The sequence below is a fragment of the Streptomyces candidus genome (genome assembly GCF_014207445.1).
In the GTDB taxonomy this organism is placed as follows: Bacteria; Actinomycetota; Actinomycetes; order Streptomycetales; family Streptomycetaceae; genus Streptomyces; species Streptomyces candidus.
Genome location: NZ_JACHEM010000012.1, coordinates 245,842 through 261,332, shown reverse-complemented (window position 1 = coordinate 261,332; position 15,491 = coordinate 245,842). Strand labels below are relative to the sequence as shown.

Genomic DNA, 15,491 nt, shown 5'->3' with positions numbered 1-15,491 from the left:
CGATCGTTCCGTCCCTCAGTCGTCGGCGCCGGCGGCGGCGCGGGCGTCCCGTGCGTCGCCGCGGGCGGTGTCGGCGGTCGCGCCGGAGGACGTTCCGGCGATCAGGTCGGCGAGCGTGTCCACGCCCTCCCGGGTGCCGACCGCCACGAGGGTGTCCCCGATGGCGAGGCGGAAGGCGGGCTCGGGGGAGGGGTGTGCACTGGCGCGGCGCAGCACCGCCACGATGGAGGCGCCGGTACGGGTACGGGCCTTCGTGTCGCCGAGGAGCTTCCCGCCGTACGGGGACCTCGACGTCACCGGGATGTGCTCGGTGACCAGGTCGATGCCGGCCGTGCGCACGGCGTCGATGGGGGAGGCGTCCAGGAGGTGGGCGAGGGCGGTCGCCTCGTCGGGCGAGAGCGGAATCGCCTCCTGGCAGGCGTCCGGGTCGTCCCGGTCGTAGAACCCGAGGAAGCGGCGGCCGTCGTGGTGCACGACGACGGAGACGTGCCGCCCGCCCTCGGTGACGAAGTCGTACTGGGTGCCTATGCCGGGGAGTGTGGAACGGCGGGTTCCCATGGGGGCCTCCGGAGAAGATCAACGCTGCTGACGGCCGGGGAAGGTGCGGAGAAAGGCGTTAAGAACGTGACAAGACTGATCGACTTTAATGTTCCATTACCTTATCCTCCGCCGTGGTGAGGGGCTTTGGGTGCATGTACGGTGATATGTGGCTCATGATCGGCGGGGGTTTCGCACGTTTCGGGGCTCACTGCCCGGAGAGGCGCTCAGCATGGTGCAAATCGGATACACGATGATGACCGAGCAGGCCGGGCCCCGGGCCCTGGTCGACCACGTGGTGGGAGCGGAAAAGGCCGGCTTCGACTTCTCCGTCACCTCGGACCACTACTTCCCCTGGCTGGAGGAGCAGGGCCACGCGCCGTACGCCTGGAGCGTGCTCGGCGCGGCGGCCCAGGCCACCGAGCGGATCCCCCTCATGACCTACGTGACCTGCCCCTCCGTCCGGTACCACCCGGCCGTCGTGGCGCAGAAGGCGGCGACGATGCAACTGCTCTCCCAGGGCCGCTTCCGGCTCGGGCTCGGCTCGGGCGAGAACCTCAACGAGCACGTGGTGGGGGCGGGCTGGCCGGCCGCGCACGTACGCCTCGACATGCTGGAAGAGGCCGTGGAGATCATCCGGGCCCTGTTCCGGGGCGAGAACGTCAACCACCACGGAGCGCACTTCGACGTCGAGAACGCGAAGCTGTGGGACCTGCCCGGGGACGAGGGGCTCGACCTCCCGGGCATCGGCATCGCGGTCTCCGGCCCGCGTTCCTGCGAACTCGCCGGACGGCTGGGCGACCTCGTCATCGCGACGGAGGCCAAGGCCGAACTCGTCGAGTCCTTCGACCGGCACGGCGGCACGGGCAAGCCGCGCGTCGGTCAGCTCCCGGTGTGCTTCGACACCGACCGGGACGCGGCGGTGGCGCGGGCGCACGAACAGTTCCGCTGGTTCGCCGGCGGCTGGAAGGTCAACGCGGAACTTCCCGGCCCTGCGGGCTTCGCCGGGGCGACGCAGTTCGTCCGGCCCGAGGACGTGGCCGAGACGATCCCCTGCGGCTCGAAGGTCGAGGACTTCGTCGAGGCGGTACGGCCTTACGCGGAGGCCGGGTTCACCGAGGTGGCGCTCGTCCAGATCGGCGGCGACCAGCAGGAACCGTACCTGGAGTGGGCGGAGAAGGAACTGCTGCCCGCGCTGCGCGAACTGTGATTCGCCGGCGCACTCCGATGCCCGGAACGACCGCACAAGGAGAGGTATGACCATGAAGGTCACGGTTACCGTCACGGACTGTCCCGCGCAGGACGCGCGCACGGTCCTCGAAGTTCTCGCGAAGGGATTCCCGTCCTCGGACCGGGGCCCCGGGGACCTGCCGCAGGACACCCCGGGTGCGGGGCCCACGGTGTGGACGTCCGTCTTCGACGTTCCCGACGACGCGCACACGGACGGGGCCGCCGGTCCGTCCTCCCTCTCCGGCTCGGTCACGGTCACCCTTCAGGGCGCGCCGGAGGGTGTGGAGCTGGCCCGGAACGCACTGGCCGCGGGATTCTCGCTGGTGGACGAGGGGGACGCGTCCGGTGACCAGGAGCGGGAGGTCCGGCTGCGGCTGGCCGGCCGCGACGGGTAGCCCGAGCGCGGTGCGGTACGGGCCGCACGCGCCCGCACCTAGGCCGAAGGCCCCCGCCCGGATCCCGGGCGGGGGTCTTCCGTCTCCGTGGTGCTTCGGCCTCCGTGGTGCTTCGGCCTACGTGGTGCGAGACGTTCGGCGGGGATGCGGTCGGCCGGGCGGGCGTCGCACCGGCGGACGAGCGGGGTGCCGCGTGGCGGTCCTCCGCTCAGCCGTGGCCTGCCGCGAGGCGTCCATCGGTCAGCTCAGCGGCAGGTGCACCCGTACCCGCTTGCCCCCGGCCAGCCGCTGGATGTCGTACTTGCTGCACAGCGCCAGCACCAGCTCCAGGCCGTGCCCGCCGATCCGTTCGGGGTCGGGCGCGCCGGGCCGCGGAAGGCTGCTGTCGGTGTCCCAGACCGTGATCCGCAACGTGTCGCGGCCGGTCCCGGTACCCGCGTCGGTGCCGTCCCGGTCGATGGCCACGTCCAGCAGGCAGGGGCCCGGCGCGTACTTCACCGCGTTCGTGACGAGTTCGCTGACGACCAGCTTGACCGTCCCCGAGGTGCGCGGGGAGACGGTGACCCCGTGCAGCGCCTCGGCCCGTACCAGGAAGTCCGCGGCGAAGTCGCGGGCTTCCCCGATGGTGCCCGGCGCGCCGTCGTACGTCGCGCTGGCACTGAAGGGGATGGTCACTTCCGCAGCCACCGTCGCTTCCCGCACCGTTCGCACCGCCCGTCCTGTGTCGTACACCTGACGTCCCCCGTGAAGTCCGGTGCTCTGCTGTCGCGCTTTCCCCCAAAGCGCGTTTTCAGTCATGGCAATCTCAGGGAGCGTGGGCGGTGCCGGACGGTCCGGTGTTTCCGCAGGTCACCGGTGGTGCGGCTGAGGCGGTCCGGTCAGTGCTTGACGATTTTGCGCACATTGTCCAGGCTGCCACAGCCCGACGCGAGCTGCTTGTCGCGTTCCCGTGTGAACGCGGCGCCCAGCTCGGCCCGGCGCTCGTCGCTCACGTTCGCCCGCGCGTCGTTGAGGATGGTGCGCTCCTCCTCGTCGGTGTGGTGGGAGATCTTCTCGGACAGCTCCTCCAGCTTCTCGTCCCACTCGTCGGAGCCGACCTCCTCGACCTCCATGAGGGCGAGCAGCGCCTCGTTGCCCTCCTCGTGTTCCTCCTCGCCGTGCTCGACCTCCTCCTCGTCGATCTTCTTGTAGCGCTTGAGGGCCGGGTAGACCTCGGCCTCCTCGGCGAGCGCGTGGGCGATCAGCAGGTCCGCGAACTCGTCGAGGGCCTTGGCCCGGTCGGCCTCCGAGCTGCGCATGTTCCGCAGCAGGTCCTCCATCGTGCGGTGGTCCTTGAGGATGAGTTCGACGACGTCCGTGGTGGCCATGGGTGAGTCCTCTTCCGGTACGGGCCGCACCGGGATCCGGCACGGGCTGTGCCACCCGGATACCCCCGGATGCCGCCTCACTCACGGTGGTTCGCCCGTCCGGGTCCGCGCCGCGCCCGCGCGTTCCGGAGCCCGGAACGCGACGGCCGCACTCCGTACCGAGACGGCCGGCCCCGCCGTCAACGCGGGCGGTCCCCTCCCCCTTCCGGCGGAAGCCACGTTCCGATCCGTCCGGCCGGGGCACCCGTGCGCCATGAGCCCCGCGCACTCCGCCACCCTCGCCGCCCGGACGCCGCTCGCCGAGCTGCCGCCGGCCGCCCTGGTCCTCCTCGCCCTCTTCTTCGCGGTCGCGGTCCTCAGCGCCGCGGCGCGCTATCTGCGGCCCGCGTCGAAGGCCTCCGGCGACTGACGCCGCACGCCCCCGGCCTCCTCCCCGGCGAGGGCCGCGATCTCCGTCCGCGAGGAGAATCCCAGCTTCGCGAGGATGTGCTCGACGTGCGCGTCGGCCGTCCGCTTCGAGATGACGAGCCGCTCGGAGATCTCCCGGTTGGTCAGCCCCTCCGACACCAGCGCGGCGACCTCCCGCTCGCGCCGCGTGAGGTGCTCGACGGACGGCACGCGCGCGCCCGCGGGCGCGTCGGCCACCGGCCGTGCCGCACCCGCCAGGGCGAGCTCGACGGCCTGGTCGAGCGCCAGCTGCGCCCCCTGCCCGAAGAGCAGCCGGTACTCGGACTCGCCGAGCTTCTTGCGCAGCAGGGTCTCCACCCGCGAGTGGTCGTCCTGGTAGATCGCCACGCCGATCATGGGTGAGCCGATCCTGCGCCACAGCTCGCTGCACGTGCCCAGCAGCCAGGCCGCCGTCCTGCACCTGCCGGTCTCCGCGGACCCCCACGCCAGCAGTTCCAGCGAGTTCGTGGTCGCGAAGAAGTCCCGCAGCTCCCGGCTGGCGCGCAGCGACTCCCGGGCGAGCCGGACGCTCTCCGGCGCGTCCCCGCGCGTCCACGCGGCCATCCCCTTGATGCCCAGCACCTGGCTGGTGATCATGCACTCGCCCGCCCCGCCGCCGGGCGCCGCCGCGATCAGCCGCAGCGCCTCGTCCGCGTGGGCGTCGGACTCGTCGGAGTGCCGTATCAGCGACTGGACGTACGCGCTCTGGTAGTGGTGCACCACCAGCCCGAGCGGGTCGCCGATCCGGTGCTGCCCGGCGAGCGCCTCGGCGAGCGTGCCGCGGCCGGTCGCCTCGTCGCCCAGGAGCCAGGCGATGCCGCCGATGTAGCCGAGGGCCAGGACCCGGTCGAGTTCGGAGCCGCACGCCTCGGCGACCCGGCAGGTCTCCTGGAAACCCGCCAGCGCCTGGCCCACATCGCCCTGCATGACGGCCAGGAGGCTGCCCCACAGCAGGGCCTGGGAGCGTTCCCGCGACGGTTGGAGGTCCAGCGCGAGGCCCTTGTCGAGCCAGTACCGGCCCTCCTTGAAGAGGCCGGCCGTCGACCAGAACGGCCACAGCCGCGCAGCCATCACCAGCGCGGGCCGCACGCCGTCCGGCCGCGACAGCGAATATTCCAGGGCGCCGCGCAGGTCGGCCAGGTCGCGGCGCAACTGCCAGTACAGCGGCACCTGTTCGGCGCTCAGGAGCATCTCGAAGAAGTACGAGGCGCGGCTCAGGTAGTGGTCGCGGTGGCGTCGTGCGCACCGTTCCCGCTCCTCGTCCGTGCATCTGTCCGCGCCGTACTCGCGGATCGTGTCGAGCAGCCGGTAGCGGGCGCTGTCGTCGCCGTCGCGCAGGACGACCGACTTGTCGACGAGCCCTATCAGGTGTTCCAGGACCTGCTCCCGGGCCAGTCCGTGCGCGCCGGCCGCACCGCCGTCCTCGTCGTCCGCGCACACCTCCTCGGCGGCCGTCAGGTCGAAGGGCCCGGCGAACACCGACAGCCGTGCCCACAGCAGCCTTTCCTGCGGCGAGCACAGGTCGTGGCTCCAGTCAATGGCGGTGCGCAGCGTCTGGTGGCGGGGCAGCGCCGCGCTGCGCCGCCCTCCGGTCAGGACCTGGAAGCGCTGTTCCAGACGGGCGGCGAGCTGCTCCAGGGGCAGCGCCCGCAGTCGTACGGTGGCCAGTTCGATGGCGAGCGGAATGCCGTCCAGCCGTTTGCACAGGGCCAGTACGTCGCCGCGGTTGTCCGCGCTGACCTCGAAGCCGGGCACGACCGCCGCCGCCCGCTGGGCGAACAGGTCGATCGCGTCGTCGTCGCCCAACGGCGGTACGAGCAGGGTGTGTTCGCCGGGCACGTCGAGCGGCTGGCGGCTGGTGGCCAGCACCGTCACGCCCGGGGCCTCCCGCAGCAGCAGATCCGCGAGCAGTGCGCACGCGTCCAGCAGGTGCTCGCAGGTGTCGAGCACCAGCAGCACCCGGCGGTCCGACAGATGCTCGACCACCACGTCCAGCATCATCCGCCCCGACTGCTCGGGCACCCCCAGCGCGCTCGCCACCGCGCCCGGCAGCAGCTCCGGATCGTGCAGGGCGGAGAACTCGACGAGAACCACGCCGTCCTCGTACTCCCCCTTGAGGGAGAGCGCCGTGCGCAGCGCGAGGCGGCTCTTGCCGACGCCGCCGGGGCCGGTCAGCGTGGCGAGGCGCGAGCGGCGCAGCAGCCCGCGTACGTGGTCGAGCTCCGAGACGCGCCCGACGAAGCCGGTCACTTCGACGGGCAGCGTGCCGGTGCGCCGGGTGTAGCCGAGTGCCATGTCGCCCCCCACACGGTCTCAAGGTGCGTACCAGTGTGGCCCGTCGAGGCGGTACGTGACAGCGTGCGGACGGCACGGTGACTGCTGGTGACGGTATGGGGCAAGACCGCGCCCCCTGGCGGGTTCACCCGATCGGGGTAGGCAGGCGGAATCTACCCTTCCGACTGTATTCCGCCTGCTACAGGCCGTGTACGCGACGGATGCGGGCCCCGGGGGACGCGACAGAACGATCACTGCGGTCGCGGGCCGTGCGGCGGGCGCGCGCACTGGAGACATGCGCAAAGCGCCGCATTCGATCGGTGCTGCGCAAAACGGAAGGAGACGAGACCCCCATGACCTCTCCCCACCCCCACCTGAGCACGTTCACCCCCGAGGACCTGGACGGCGCCAATGTCGTCGACGCCGAGGGCAACAAGGTCGGAGCCGTCCAGAAGGTCTACCGCGACGACTCCACCGGAGACCCGGAGTGGGTCACGGTACGGACCGGCCTGTTCGGGACGAAGGAGACCTTCGTCCCGCTGGCCGGCGCCACCCGCACCGACAACGGACTGCGGGTCCCGCACAGCAAGGACCTGATCAAGGACGCGCCGCGCATCGACGTCGACGGCCACCTCGACCGCTCCGAAGAGGGCACCCTCTACCGGCACTACGGCCTGACCGGCCCCGGCGACCACGGCCGTGCCGCGTCGAACGGCTTCACCTCCACGGGCCGGCACGCGGCGGGAGCCGCCGGTACGGGCATGGCGGCGTCCGGCCGTACGCGGTCCGACTCCGGCCACTCCGACATCTCCGCCCGCTCGTTCGCCGGAACGGGCACCTCCGCCCGTGAGATGGCCGGCGCGGGCGCGCCGACCCGCAGCGGCGACCCGGACCTGGGCCGTGGCCGTCATGCCGCCGGGGGCAAGGAACAGATGGAGGAGATCCTGCTCTCCGAGGAGCGGCTGGACATCGCGACCGAGGAGCACGAGAGCGGTCGCGCCGAGCTCCGCAAGCGGGTGGTGACCGAGGACGTCACGAAGTCCGTCGAGGTCAGCCACGAGGAGGTGCGCGTCACCCGGGTCCCGATCACCGAGGAGGAACGCCGCATGGGCCGCACCCACGCCGACATCGGCGAGGAGAAGGTCGAGGTCATCCTCCACGAGGAGCGGGCGGTGATGCGCAAGGAGACCGTCCCGGTGGAACGCGTCCGCCTGGAGGTCTACAAGGTCACCGAGCAGCAGGAGGTCTCCGGGCAGGTCCGCAAGGAGGAGATCGAGTTCGACGACGGGATCCACGCCAAGCACGCGAACACCCGCGAGGGCTACCGCGACGACCCCCGCATGCGCTGACCGACCGACCGCATGCGCTGACCCCGCCGGCCACCGCCCCCCTGCCACCGAAGCGACACGGGACGCCGACGCCCTCCGGGGCGCCGACGTCGCGCGAGACGGAGAGGTCATGGCGCGGGACGGTGACGTCGGGCGGAACGGCGAGAGGCGATCCGCGAGCGGGTGACACCCTGCGCCCCGCGGCCGCGCACCGTGCGCCGATTCGAGCGACCCCCGCCCGAATCGGCGCACGCCCGTTTTTCCGGGCCCCCTCCCGCGGCCCGGTTTCCGGCGGCCCGTGTCCCCCGGTCCTCCGCGGCTCGGCGTTCGCGGCCCCCGACGCGTGGCTCTGTGTCCTGGGCCCCGCGTCCCCGCCTCAGGGTTCCCGGGCTCCCCGCCGCACCATGCCCGGCCTCTCCCCGCCGCACCATGCCCGGCCTCTCCCCGCCGCACCATGTCCGGCCTCTCCCTCGCGTCACACGCCCGGCACGATCCGGCCCGCCCCCGCCTCAATCCCGCAGGTCCGCCGCCCCCGCCCCCGCAACCCCGCGTCCCGACCCCTCCGCGCCCCACTCGCTCCACGACCCGTCGTACACGGCCACCGCACCCCCGTACCCCGCCAGCCGCGCCCCGAGTGCCAGCACGCAGGCCGTCACGCCGGACCCGCAGCTGACCACCAGCCTCTCCGTGCCGCCCGCGACCTGCGCGAACATGTCCCGTAGTTCCGATGCGCTCCGCATCCGGCCCGCCGCGTCCTGCAGGTGCGCGAAAGGCAGGTTCACCGAGCCCGGCATGTGCCCGCCGCGCACCCCGGCCCGGGGCTCCGGTTCCGTGCCGTCGAACCGGCCCCTGCTGCGCGCATCCAGTACGACCGTCTCCGGGTCGTCGAGCGCCTCCCGCACCTCGTCGCCCCCGACGAACGCCCCGGGCGTCCGCTGGGCCGCGAAGTTCCCGTCCGGGAAGGGCCCTTGACGGTAGGAGTCCTTCACCGGCAGCCCCGCGGCACGCCACGCGGGCAGACCCCCGTTCAGAACGGCGACCTCTTCGAAGCCCATCGCCCGCAGCATCCACCACGCACGAGCGCTGGAGTAGATCCCCGCGGCGTCGTAGACGACGACACGGTCGCCGCTGTCCATCCCCAGAGCTCGTACGCGGGCCGCGAACTGCCCGGCCGCGAGCATGGTGTGCGGTGGGTGGGCCTCTCCCTGCTGCGACATCTCCCCGTCGATGTCGAAGACCCGCGCTTCGGGTATCCACGGGCCCTTCAGCCGGTGCCTCCCCACGGACGCGTCCAGCACCACGAGCCCCGGGGCCCCGAGGCGTTCCGCCAGCCACTCCACCCCGACCAGCGGCCCCGGCAGCCCAGCCCCGGTCCCGTCCATCAGATCGTTCTCGGCCCCCGCGACCCCCGCCCCGGCCCTCACTCCGGTACCGGCATCCGCGCCCGCGTCCGCACCCGGGTTCATTCCCCGCCCCTCCGGCCCGTCCCGGCCTCAAGGTCCAGCACCGCGCCCGCCCCGTCCTCAGGGTCCAGCACCGCGCCCGCCCCGTCCTCAGGGTCCAGCACCGCGCCCGTCCCGTCCTCCGGTGTCCACCGCGCGCCGTGCGGCAGCAACTCCTCGACGCGGACGCTCCGTACGCCCTTCGTCGTCGGCAGGACGACGCGGATCCCGGGGTGGAGGTCGAGCAGTACCTGCCGGTCGCGTCCGCACGGTCCCACCGGGCCGCGGCCGCCGTCGCCGACCGCGACGATCGTCACCAGTTCGCGTGCCCCCGACGCCCGCGCGTGGCCCAGGGCGACCAGCTCGGCGCAGGGGCCGCCGGTGTAGTGGTAGACGTTGATGCCGCCGTACATCCGCCCGTCGGCCCCGCGCACGGCGGCCCCCATGGTGTGGAGACCGGCCTCGCCGTCTCCGTTCGAGTCGACGATCTGCCGGGCGTAGGCCACCAGTTCCCGTTCGTCGGCGTCCAGTTCGCGCATCGAGGTTTCCATGTGCCGCAGGTTACGCAGGCGGTACGGGCAACCTTTTCTCCCCCCGGCGGCAACAGAGGGACCGGGACGCCGGATCCACCGGAACAGGACCGTCCCCGCTCCCCATCCCCAGCCGGAACGGACCCCCATGACCGAGTACAGAAGCAAGCCCCGGCACCGCCGCCGCAGGACGGCCCTGGTCGTGGGCGTCCCCCTCGCCCTGGCCGCTGCGGGGGCCATGACGTACGGAGGCGCCTTCGGCCTCTTCGGCGAGACCGCCCGGCCGCACGCCTCCGCCGCCGACGCCCCCGCGCCCAAGGCGCCCGCCGCGAACACCGCCTGGGCCAGGGCCTCCGCCGACGGCTTCGCCTCCGTCGACGCCCTCGGCCAGAACGGCACGTACGGCGGCCGCGACGGCAGGACCGTGACCGTCCGCACCCTCGCCGAGCTGGAGCGGTACGCGACCGCCCCCGAGCCGTACGTCATCGTCGTCGCGGCAACGATCCGGGTGAACCCGGTCGGCAAGGAGATCAAGGTCGCCTCGGACAAGACGATCGTGGGCGCGGGAACCTCCGGTCACCTCGTCGGCGGTGGCTTCTTCCTGGGGAAGGGCGTCCACAACGTCATCATCCGGAACCTCACGATCCGGGACTCCTACCGGGGCACCTGGAACGAGAAGGACCGGGACTTCGACGCCGTCCAGGTGGACGGCGCCCACCACGTCTGGATCGACCACAACGATCTGCGCCGCATGGCGGACGGGCTGATCGACCTGCGCAAGGACAGCACGTACATCACGGTGTCCTGGAACAGGCTGAGCGACAACAACAAGACCTTCGGTATCGGCTGGACCCCCAACGCCACCGCCCAGCTCACCATTCACCACAACTGGTTCCGCGAGACCGGACAGCGCAACCCCTCCACGGACAACGTCGCCCGCGCGCACCTCTACAACAACTTCCTCCAGGACCTCCCGGGCACCCCCATCACCTCCGCGTACGGCAACTACGCGCGCGGCAGGACGAACATGGTCCTGGAGAACTCCTACTTCGAGGGCGTGCACAACCCCGTCACCCGCGACGCCACGGCCACCGTCACCCAGCGTGGCAACGCCTTCGCGCGGACCACCGGCCGCAACGAGAGCGGCGGCAGCGCCCCCGCCTTCGACCCCCGCAAGTTCTACGCGTACACCCTGGACAGCGCCTCCGCAGTCCCCGCCCTCCTCAAGTCCGGTACGGGACCGCGCGCCTGGACGGGTACGACCGGTCCCGCCCCGGCCGCTCCCCTCGCCGCCACCCGCACGCTCACCGTCGCCAAGGACGGCTCCGGCCAGTTCTCCACCGTGCAGAAGGCCGTCGACGCGGTCCCCGTGAACAACACGTCCCGCGTGGAGATCGCCGTCAAGCCCGGCACGTACCGCGAGCTGGTGAAGATCCCCGCGAACAAGCCGCACGTCACCCTGCGGGGTACCGGCAGCAGCCGCAAGGACACGGTGATCGTCTACAACAACGCCGCGGGCACGCCCAAGCCGGACGGTTCCGGCCCGTACGGCACCGGGGGCAGCGCCACCGTCGCCGTCGAGTCCGACGACTCCCAACTGCGCAACCTCACCGTCTCCAACGATTTCGACGAGGCCCGCAACCAGCACGTCCCGAACCAGCAGGCCGTCGCCCTGCGCACCGCCGCCGACCGGATCGTCCTCGACGGGATCATCGCCGAGGGCGACCAGGACACGCTCCTCCTCGACACCGCGGGCAAGGACAAACTGGGCCGCGTCCACGTCAGCAACTCGTACATCACCGGCAACGTCGACTTCGTCTTCGGCCGGGCCACGGCCGTGATCACCCACTCGGTCATCACCGTCAAGAAGCGCTGGAACGGCACCTCCGCGGGCTACGTCACCGCCCCGAGCACTGCCGCGAACCGCAACGGCTTCCTCATCACCCACTCCGCGATCAACGGCGACGTCGCGCCCCGCAGCTTCCACCTCGGCCGCCCCTGGCACGCCGGCGGCGACGCCGCCCTCCGCCCGCAGGCCACCATCCGCAACACCAGGCTCAGCGACGCGATCAAGCCGGCCCCGTGGACGGACATGAGCGGCTTCTCCTGGAAGAAGGACCGTTTCGCCGAGTACGCGAACACGGGCCCCGGCGCGGGCCCCGCCACCGCGGACCGCCCCCACCTGTCGGACGCCCAAGCCGCCGCCCAGACCGCCAGGACCTGGCTCAACAACTGGACTCCCACCCCCTCCTGACCCCCGCACGACCCGCCCCTCGGACCAAGGGCCGGGGTTCCGCCCCCGCCTCTTGGGCAGAGGGGCACGCTTTCCCCTCCCGCCCCCGCCCCTTGGGCGGAGGGCCGCCCAAGGGGCGGCACGGGTGGGCAAGGGGCGGCCCTCACCGGAGGTGCATGCACCTCCCCGCCCTACGCCCCGCCCTCCGCCGTACGCCCCGCCACTCCTGCGCCCCCTACCGCCCCGAACGCCCCCGCCCCCGAACCCCTCCCTGGACAATCCCGGCGCCCGCAACCGCCAGCACCGCCAATACCACCAGCGCCGCCGCCGGCCCCAACACCGTCCACGGCGCCAGCTCCACGTAAGCCTGGTTCTCCGACAGCAGGCGTCCCCACTCCGGCGAGGGCGCCTGCGCGCCCAGCCCCAGGAAGCCCAGGGACGCCAGCACCAGCACGGCCGTCGGCAGTCGCAACAGCGCGTTGCGCAGCACCGGCGGCACGAGCGAGGGCAGCAGATGGCGGCGCAGCACGTGCACGCGACCGCCCCCGAGCGCGACCGACGCCGTGACGTGCCCGGCGGCCCGTTCCTGCTGGAGGAGCGCCGAGGTCTGGGCGGCGTACGGACTCCAGCCCACCACGCACACCGCGAGCGCCGCCCCCAGCACGGACGGCCCGGTGAGCCCGGTGACCAGCAGCCCCGCCAGTACGGCGGGCAGCGTCGAGACGACCTCCGTCAGCCCGGCGCTCACCTTCGGCACCATGCCGAGCAACACGCCCACCAGCACGCTGACGGCGGTCACCGCCAGGGCGACGCCCGTCGTGCGCAGCGCCCCGTGTCCGAGCCTGGCCAGCAGGTCGCGACCCAGCGAGTCCGTCCCCAACGGGTGTGCCGTGGACGGCGGGAGCAGCCGGGCCGCCGTGTCCACGTGCAGCGGATCGCGCAGCAGCCCCGCCACGCACAACGTCACCAGGGCGAGGGCGCACGCCGCGGCGACGTACCGCAGCGCCCCCGGCACGGGCATCGGCGGGCGGTGCAGGGTGGGCAGCGCCCCTTCGCGCAGCGCGGGCCCCAGCATCCGCCGACGCAGGGACCGCAGGCCGAGTCCGGCGGCGCCGCCCAGCAGAACGAGCGTCAGCGTTCCCGCCTGGAGCACCGGCAGGTCCTGGGCGAGGGCGGCGCCAAGCACCAGCCTGCCCACCCCCGGCACGTTGAAGATCATCTCCACGGAGACTGCCCCGCCGACGAGGGCGACGACCGTGGGCAGGAGCTGGGGCAGCACACCGGGCACGGTACGGCGCAGCGCGTGCCGTACGGCGTGGCCCGGCGGAAAGCCGACGGCGTACCAGGTGCGCGCCCACGGCTCGTGGAAGGCGGCGGGCAGGGCCTGGTCCAGCAGCCCGCCGATCATGGCGCCGGACGGCACCCCGAGCGCCAGCGCGGGCAGCACCATCGACGCGGGCCCCACCCAGCCGCTCGTCGGGAACCAGCCGAGCCACACCCCGAACACCGTGGCGAGCACGGACGCCAGCAGGAACTTCGGCAGCGCGGCGAGCACGGCCGCGCCGGTCCCCGCCCGTGCGCGGTGCAGACGCCGATGCGAGCCGAGGAAGACCGTACGCGCGCTCACGAGTGCGGCGACCACGACGGTCACCACCAGCGCCCCGGCCACCAGCGTGAGCGAGACCCCGAGCGCCGGCACCAGGTCGGGCAGCACCGGCTCCCCGGACACCCAGGAGGTCCCCGCATCCCCGCGCAGCAGCCCGCCGAGCCACCGTCCGAGGAGCGTGAAGGGGCCGTCGTCGAGGCCGAGTTCATCCCGTACGGCCGCGAGCGCCCCGGGGGTCGGGTTCTGCTCGGCGGAACGGGTGCGCAGGACGGTCAGCGCGGGATCGCTGCGCGAGAGCCAGGGCAGCAGCGCGACCGTGACCAGCAGCGCGGCCCCTGCCGCCACCCGTCCGGCCAGGGCCGCGGCACCGGTTCCGATCCCGGCGCGCCACGCGGACGCGCGACGGCGGGCGGGTGACGGGACGGTCGCGGCGGCGTCCCGCGTGGCGGCCCGCGAGGTGGAGACGTCGACCCTCATTTCCCGTTGTCCGCTACTTCAGACGTGTGTCGAGGTCGATCAGCGAGCGCTCCCGCGGATCGAGCAGCACCCCGGTGACCTGCCTGCCGATGCCCTGCACGACCTTCTCGTGCACCAGCGGCAGCACGGCGTCGGTGCGCAGGATCTCCGCCTCGGCGGCCATGATCCTCTTCCGCCGCTCCTCGGTGCCGCCCTCCTGCGCGGCGGCGGTGATCGCCTTGTCCACCGCGGGGTCCTTGAGCCGGGCGATGTTGTAGACGCCCTTGCTGGTGTAGTCGCTGGCGAGGTACGACACGGCGTCGCCGGTGTCGAGGAGGGTGACGCGGGAGAAGACGAGGGCGTCGTACTTCCCGGCGAGCAGGTCGCTCTCCATCTGCGTGTACTCGCGGACGTCCTGCCGGACCTCGAACCCGGCCTTCTCCAGCTGCTGCTGCACGACGCTCGCGACCTCGGGCAGCTCGCCGCGGTTGGTGTACGTCGCGAGCCGCACCGTCCTGCCCGTGGCCTTCACCTGGTCGGCGGTCGCGGCCCGCGCCCGTCCGGTGACCTTCTCGCGGGCCCCGGCGGCCCAGCCGACGCCCGGTCCGAACAGTCCCTGGGGCGCGTCGGCGTATCCGCCGAACACGGAGTCGACGAGGACCGATCCGTCCACCGCCTGACGTGCGGCGCCTCGCATCGCGGCGTCGGCGAAGACGCCGCCGCCGGTGTTCAGGACGAGGCTGTCTGTCCGTACGGAGGGCACCTCGTGCCGGGTGCCCTCGGGCAGGAGCCCGGCCTGCGAGGTCGGTATCCACTCGGCGACGTCGACCTCGCCGCCGCGCAGCGCGTGGGTGCGGGCGGTGCCGTCGGCGATCCACGACACGTCCACGCCGGGGGTCTTGGCCCTGCCGCCCCAGTACCCGTCGAATCGGTCGAGCGTGGCCTTCGTCCTGCCGGTCAGCCGGGTGATCCGGAAGGGGCCCGTCCCCGTTCCGACCGGGCTGACGGTGCCGTCCTTCGCGTATGCCTCGGCGGAGAGGATGCCGAGCGCGGGGCTGGCGAGGCGCAGGGGCAGGACGGGGTCCGGCGTGCTGGTGGTGATCCGTACGGTGTCGGCGTCGTCGGCCTTGGCGTCCAGCGTGACGTCGCTCAGCACCCGGGGCCTGGCCGCCGCCTTGCCGGCGTGGTCCAGGGTGTTGACCACGGCCGCAGCGGTCACCTGGGCGCCGTTCTGGAACGACGCCTTCCGCAGCTCGAAGGTCCACGTCTTCGCGTCGACCTGCTTCCAGGACGTCGCGAGGGCGGCCTGCGCGTTGCCGTCCTTGCCGAGCCGGGTCAGCCCTTCGGCGACGGCCAGCTTGCTGAGGACGGTGGCGTCGTTGCTGTACGGCGAGAGTGCCTGTACGGGAGGGACGGCGAGCGCGACCCGCAGCCGCTTCGCACCGCCCGTAGCCGAACCGGAGTCGCTGTCGCTGTCGCTCGCCGCGAAACAGCCGGTGAGCAGAGGCGCGAGCGCGAGTACCGCGATCAGACCTCGGTGGGGGGTGCGCATGGTGGGGGGTGTCCTTCGTACGGCTCCAGGGACGCCTCTGGCCCGCCCGGCGAACCGGAAGGGCCAGAAGGTCGCGCCAGCATATAAGGCAAGC

12 protein-coding genes and 1 pseudogene are annotated in these 15,491 nt (G+C 72.8%); 5 read left to right on the top strand and 8 right to left on the bottom strand.

The genetic code is table 11. The features are described 5' to 3' along the window. Positions 1-96: 96 nt before the first annotated feature. A pseudogene (locus HNQ79_RS23180) lies at positions 97-558 on the bottom strand (cation:proton antiporter regulatory subunit); the annotation flags it as partial. 211 nt (positions 559-769) lie between these two features. Between HNQ79_RS23180 and HNQ79_RS23175 the strand changes: the two are divergent. Then, positions 770-1,747 (top strand): LLM class F420-dependent oxidoreductase, encoded by a 978-nt coding sequence (locus tag HNQ79_RS23175; RefSeq protein ID WP_185034106.1) that lies wholly within the window; start codon positions 770-772, stop codon positions 1,745-1,747. 52 nt (positions 1,748-1,799) lie between these two features. Next, positions 1,800-2,162 carry a hypothetical protein gene (locus HNQ79_RS23170; protein ID WP_185034104.1) on the top strand — a complete coding sequence of 121 codons (363 nt, stop codon included), beginning with the start codon at positions 1,800-1,802 and terminating at the stop codon, positions 2,160-2,162. 240 nt (positions 2,163-2,402) lie between these two features. Here the strand turns inward: HNQ79_RS23170 and HNQ79_RS23165 are convergent, their stop codons facing one another. Together HNQ79_RS23165 and HNQ79_RS23160 are read right to left on the bottom strand one after the other, a co-directional pair. After that, positions 2,403-2,849: an ATP-binding protein gene (locus tag HNQ79_RS23165; RefSeq protein ID WP_229923265.1), complete on the bottom strand. Its 447-nt coding sequence runs from the start codon at positions 2,847-2,849 to the stop codon at positions 2,403-2,405. 191 nt (positions 2,850-3,040) lie between these two features. Further along, the gene (locus HNQ79_RS23160; protein WP_185034100.1) at positions 3,041-3,529 is read right to left on the bottom strand and encodes a hemerythrin domain-containing protein; all 489 of its coding nucleotides are present in this window, start codon (positions 3,527-3,529) and stop codon (positions 3,041-3,043) included. Between the two features lie 253 nt (positions 3,530-3,782). Here HNQ79_RS23160 and HNQ79_RS23155 point away from each other — a divergent pair, with 253 nt between their 5' ends. Next, complete coding sequence (locus tag HNQ79_RS23155; RefSeq protein ID WP_185034098.1) at positions 3,783-3,938, top strand: hypothetical protein; 156 nt, start codon at positions 3,783-3,785, stop codon at positions 3,936-3,938. Here the strand turns inward: HNQ79_RS23155 and HNQ79_RS23150 are convergent. Further along, a complete protein-coding gene (locus HNQ79_RS23150; protein WP_185034097.1) occupies positions 3,902-6,271 on the bottom strand; it encodes an ATP-binding protein in 2,370 nt (789 codons plus the stop codon). The genes HNQ79_RS23155 and HNQ79_RS23150 overlap by 37 nt on opposite strands. Before the next feature lie 332 nt (positions 6,272-6,603). Between HNQ79_RS23150 and HNQ79_RS23145 the strand changes: the two genes are divergently transcribed. Further along, complete coding sequence (locus tag HNQ79_RS23145; protein ID WP_185034095.1) at positions 6,604-7,599, top strand: PRC and DUF2382 domain-containing protein; 996 nt, start codon at positions 6,604-6,606, stop codon at positions 7,597-7,599. Positions 7,600-8,087: 488 nt separating this feature from the next. On the opposite strand, the gene HNQ79_RS23140 is transcribed toward HNQ79_RS23145, so the two are convergent. Together HNQ79_RS23140 and HNQ79_RS23135 are read right to left on the bottom strand one after the other, a co-directional pair. Continuing rightward, positions 8,088-8,960: a sulfurtransferase gene (locus HNQ79_RS23140; RefSeq protein WP_185034199.1), complete on the bottom strand. Its 873-nt coding sequence runs from the start codon at positions 8,958-8,960 to the stop codon at positions 8,088-8,090. Positions 8,961-9,040: 80 nt separating this feature from the next. Then, positions 9,041-9,571 (bottom strand): cytidine deaminase family protein, encoded by a 531-nt coding sequence (locus HNQ79_RS23135; protein ID WP_185034093.1) that lies wholly within the window; start codon positions 9,569-9,571, stop codon positions 9,041-9,043. Between the two features lie 127 nt (positions 9,572-9,698). Between HNQ79_RS23135 and HNQ79_RS23130 the strand changes: the two genes are divergently transcribed. Further along, positions 9,699-11,804 (top strand): pectinesterase family protein, encoded by a 2,106-nt coding sequence (locus tag HNQ79_RS23130; protein ID WP_185034092.1) that lies wholly within the window; start codon positions 9,699-9,701, stop codon positions 11,802-11,804. Between the two features lie 214 nt (positions 11,805-12,018). Here HNQ79_RS23130 and HNQ79_RS23125 read toward each other — a convergent pair whose 3' ends face one another. Both HNQ79_RS23125 and HNQ79_RS23120 read right to left on the bottom strand, forming a co-directional pair. Next, positions 12,019-13,866, bottom strand: a complete 1,848-nt coding sequence (locus tag HNQ79_RS23125) for an ABC transporter permease subunit (RefSeq protein ID WP_185034090.1) — start codon at positions 13,864-13,866, stop codon at positions 12,019-12,021. Between the two features lie 13 nt (positions 13,867-13,879). Next, positions 13,880-15,397 carry an ABC transporter substrate-binding protein gene (locus HNQ79_RS23120; RefSeq protein WP_185034088.1) on the bottom strand — a complete coding sequence of 506 codons (1,518 nt, stop codon included), beginning with the start codon at positions 15,395-15,397 and terminating at the stop codon, positions 13,880-13,882. Positions 15,398-15,491 lie beyond the last annotated feature (94 nt).

Coding starts and splice junctions, on each gene's coding strand:
- HNQ79_RS23175 (WP_185034106.1), top strand. CDS start 770: ATGGTGCAAATCGGATACACGATGATGACCGAGCAGGCCGGGCCCCGG.
- HNQ79_RS23170 (WP_185034104.1), top strand. CDS start 1,800: ATGAAGGTCACGGTTACCGTCACGGACTGTCCCGCGCAGGACGCGCGC.
- HNQ79_RS23160 (WP_185034100.1), bottom strand. CDS start 3,529: ATGGCCACCACGGACGTCGTCGAACTCATCCTCAAGGACCACCGCACG.
- HNQ79_RS23155 (WP_185034098.1), top strand. CDS start 3,783: ATGAGCCCCGCGCACTCCGCCACCCTCGCCGCCCGGACGCCGCTCGCC.
- HNQ79_RS23150 (WP_185034097.1), bottom strand. CDS start 6,271: ATGGCACTCGGCTACACCCGGCGCACCGGCACGCTGCCCGTCGAAGTG.
- HNQ79_RS23145 (WP_185034095.1), top strand. CDS start 6,604: ATGACCTCTCCCCACCCCCACCTGAGCACGTTCACCCCCGAGGACCTG.
- HNQ79_RS23140 (WP_185034199.1), bottom strand. CDS start 8,960: ATGGACGGGACCGGGGCTGGGCTGCCGGGGCCGCTGGTCGGGGTGGAG.
- HNQ79_RS23135 (WP_185034093.1), bottom strand. CDS start 9,571: ATGGAAACCTCGATGCGCGAACTGGACGCCGACGAACGGGAACTGGTG.
- HNQ79_RS23130 (WP_185034092.1), top strand. CDS start 9,699: ATGACCGAGTACAGAAGCAAGCCCCGGCACCGCCGCCGCAGGACGGCC.
- HNQ79_RS23125 (WP_185034090.1), bottom strand. CDS start 13,866: ATGAGGGTCGACGTCTCCACCTCGCGGGCCGCCACGCGGGACGCCGCC.
- HNQ79_RS23120 (WP_185034088.1), bottom strand. CDS start 15,397: ATGCGCACCCCCCACCGAGGTCTGATCGCGGTACTCGCGCTCGCGCCT.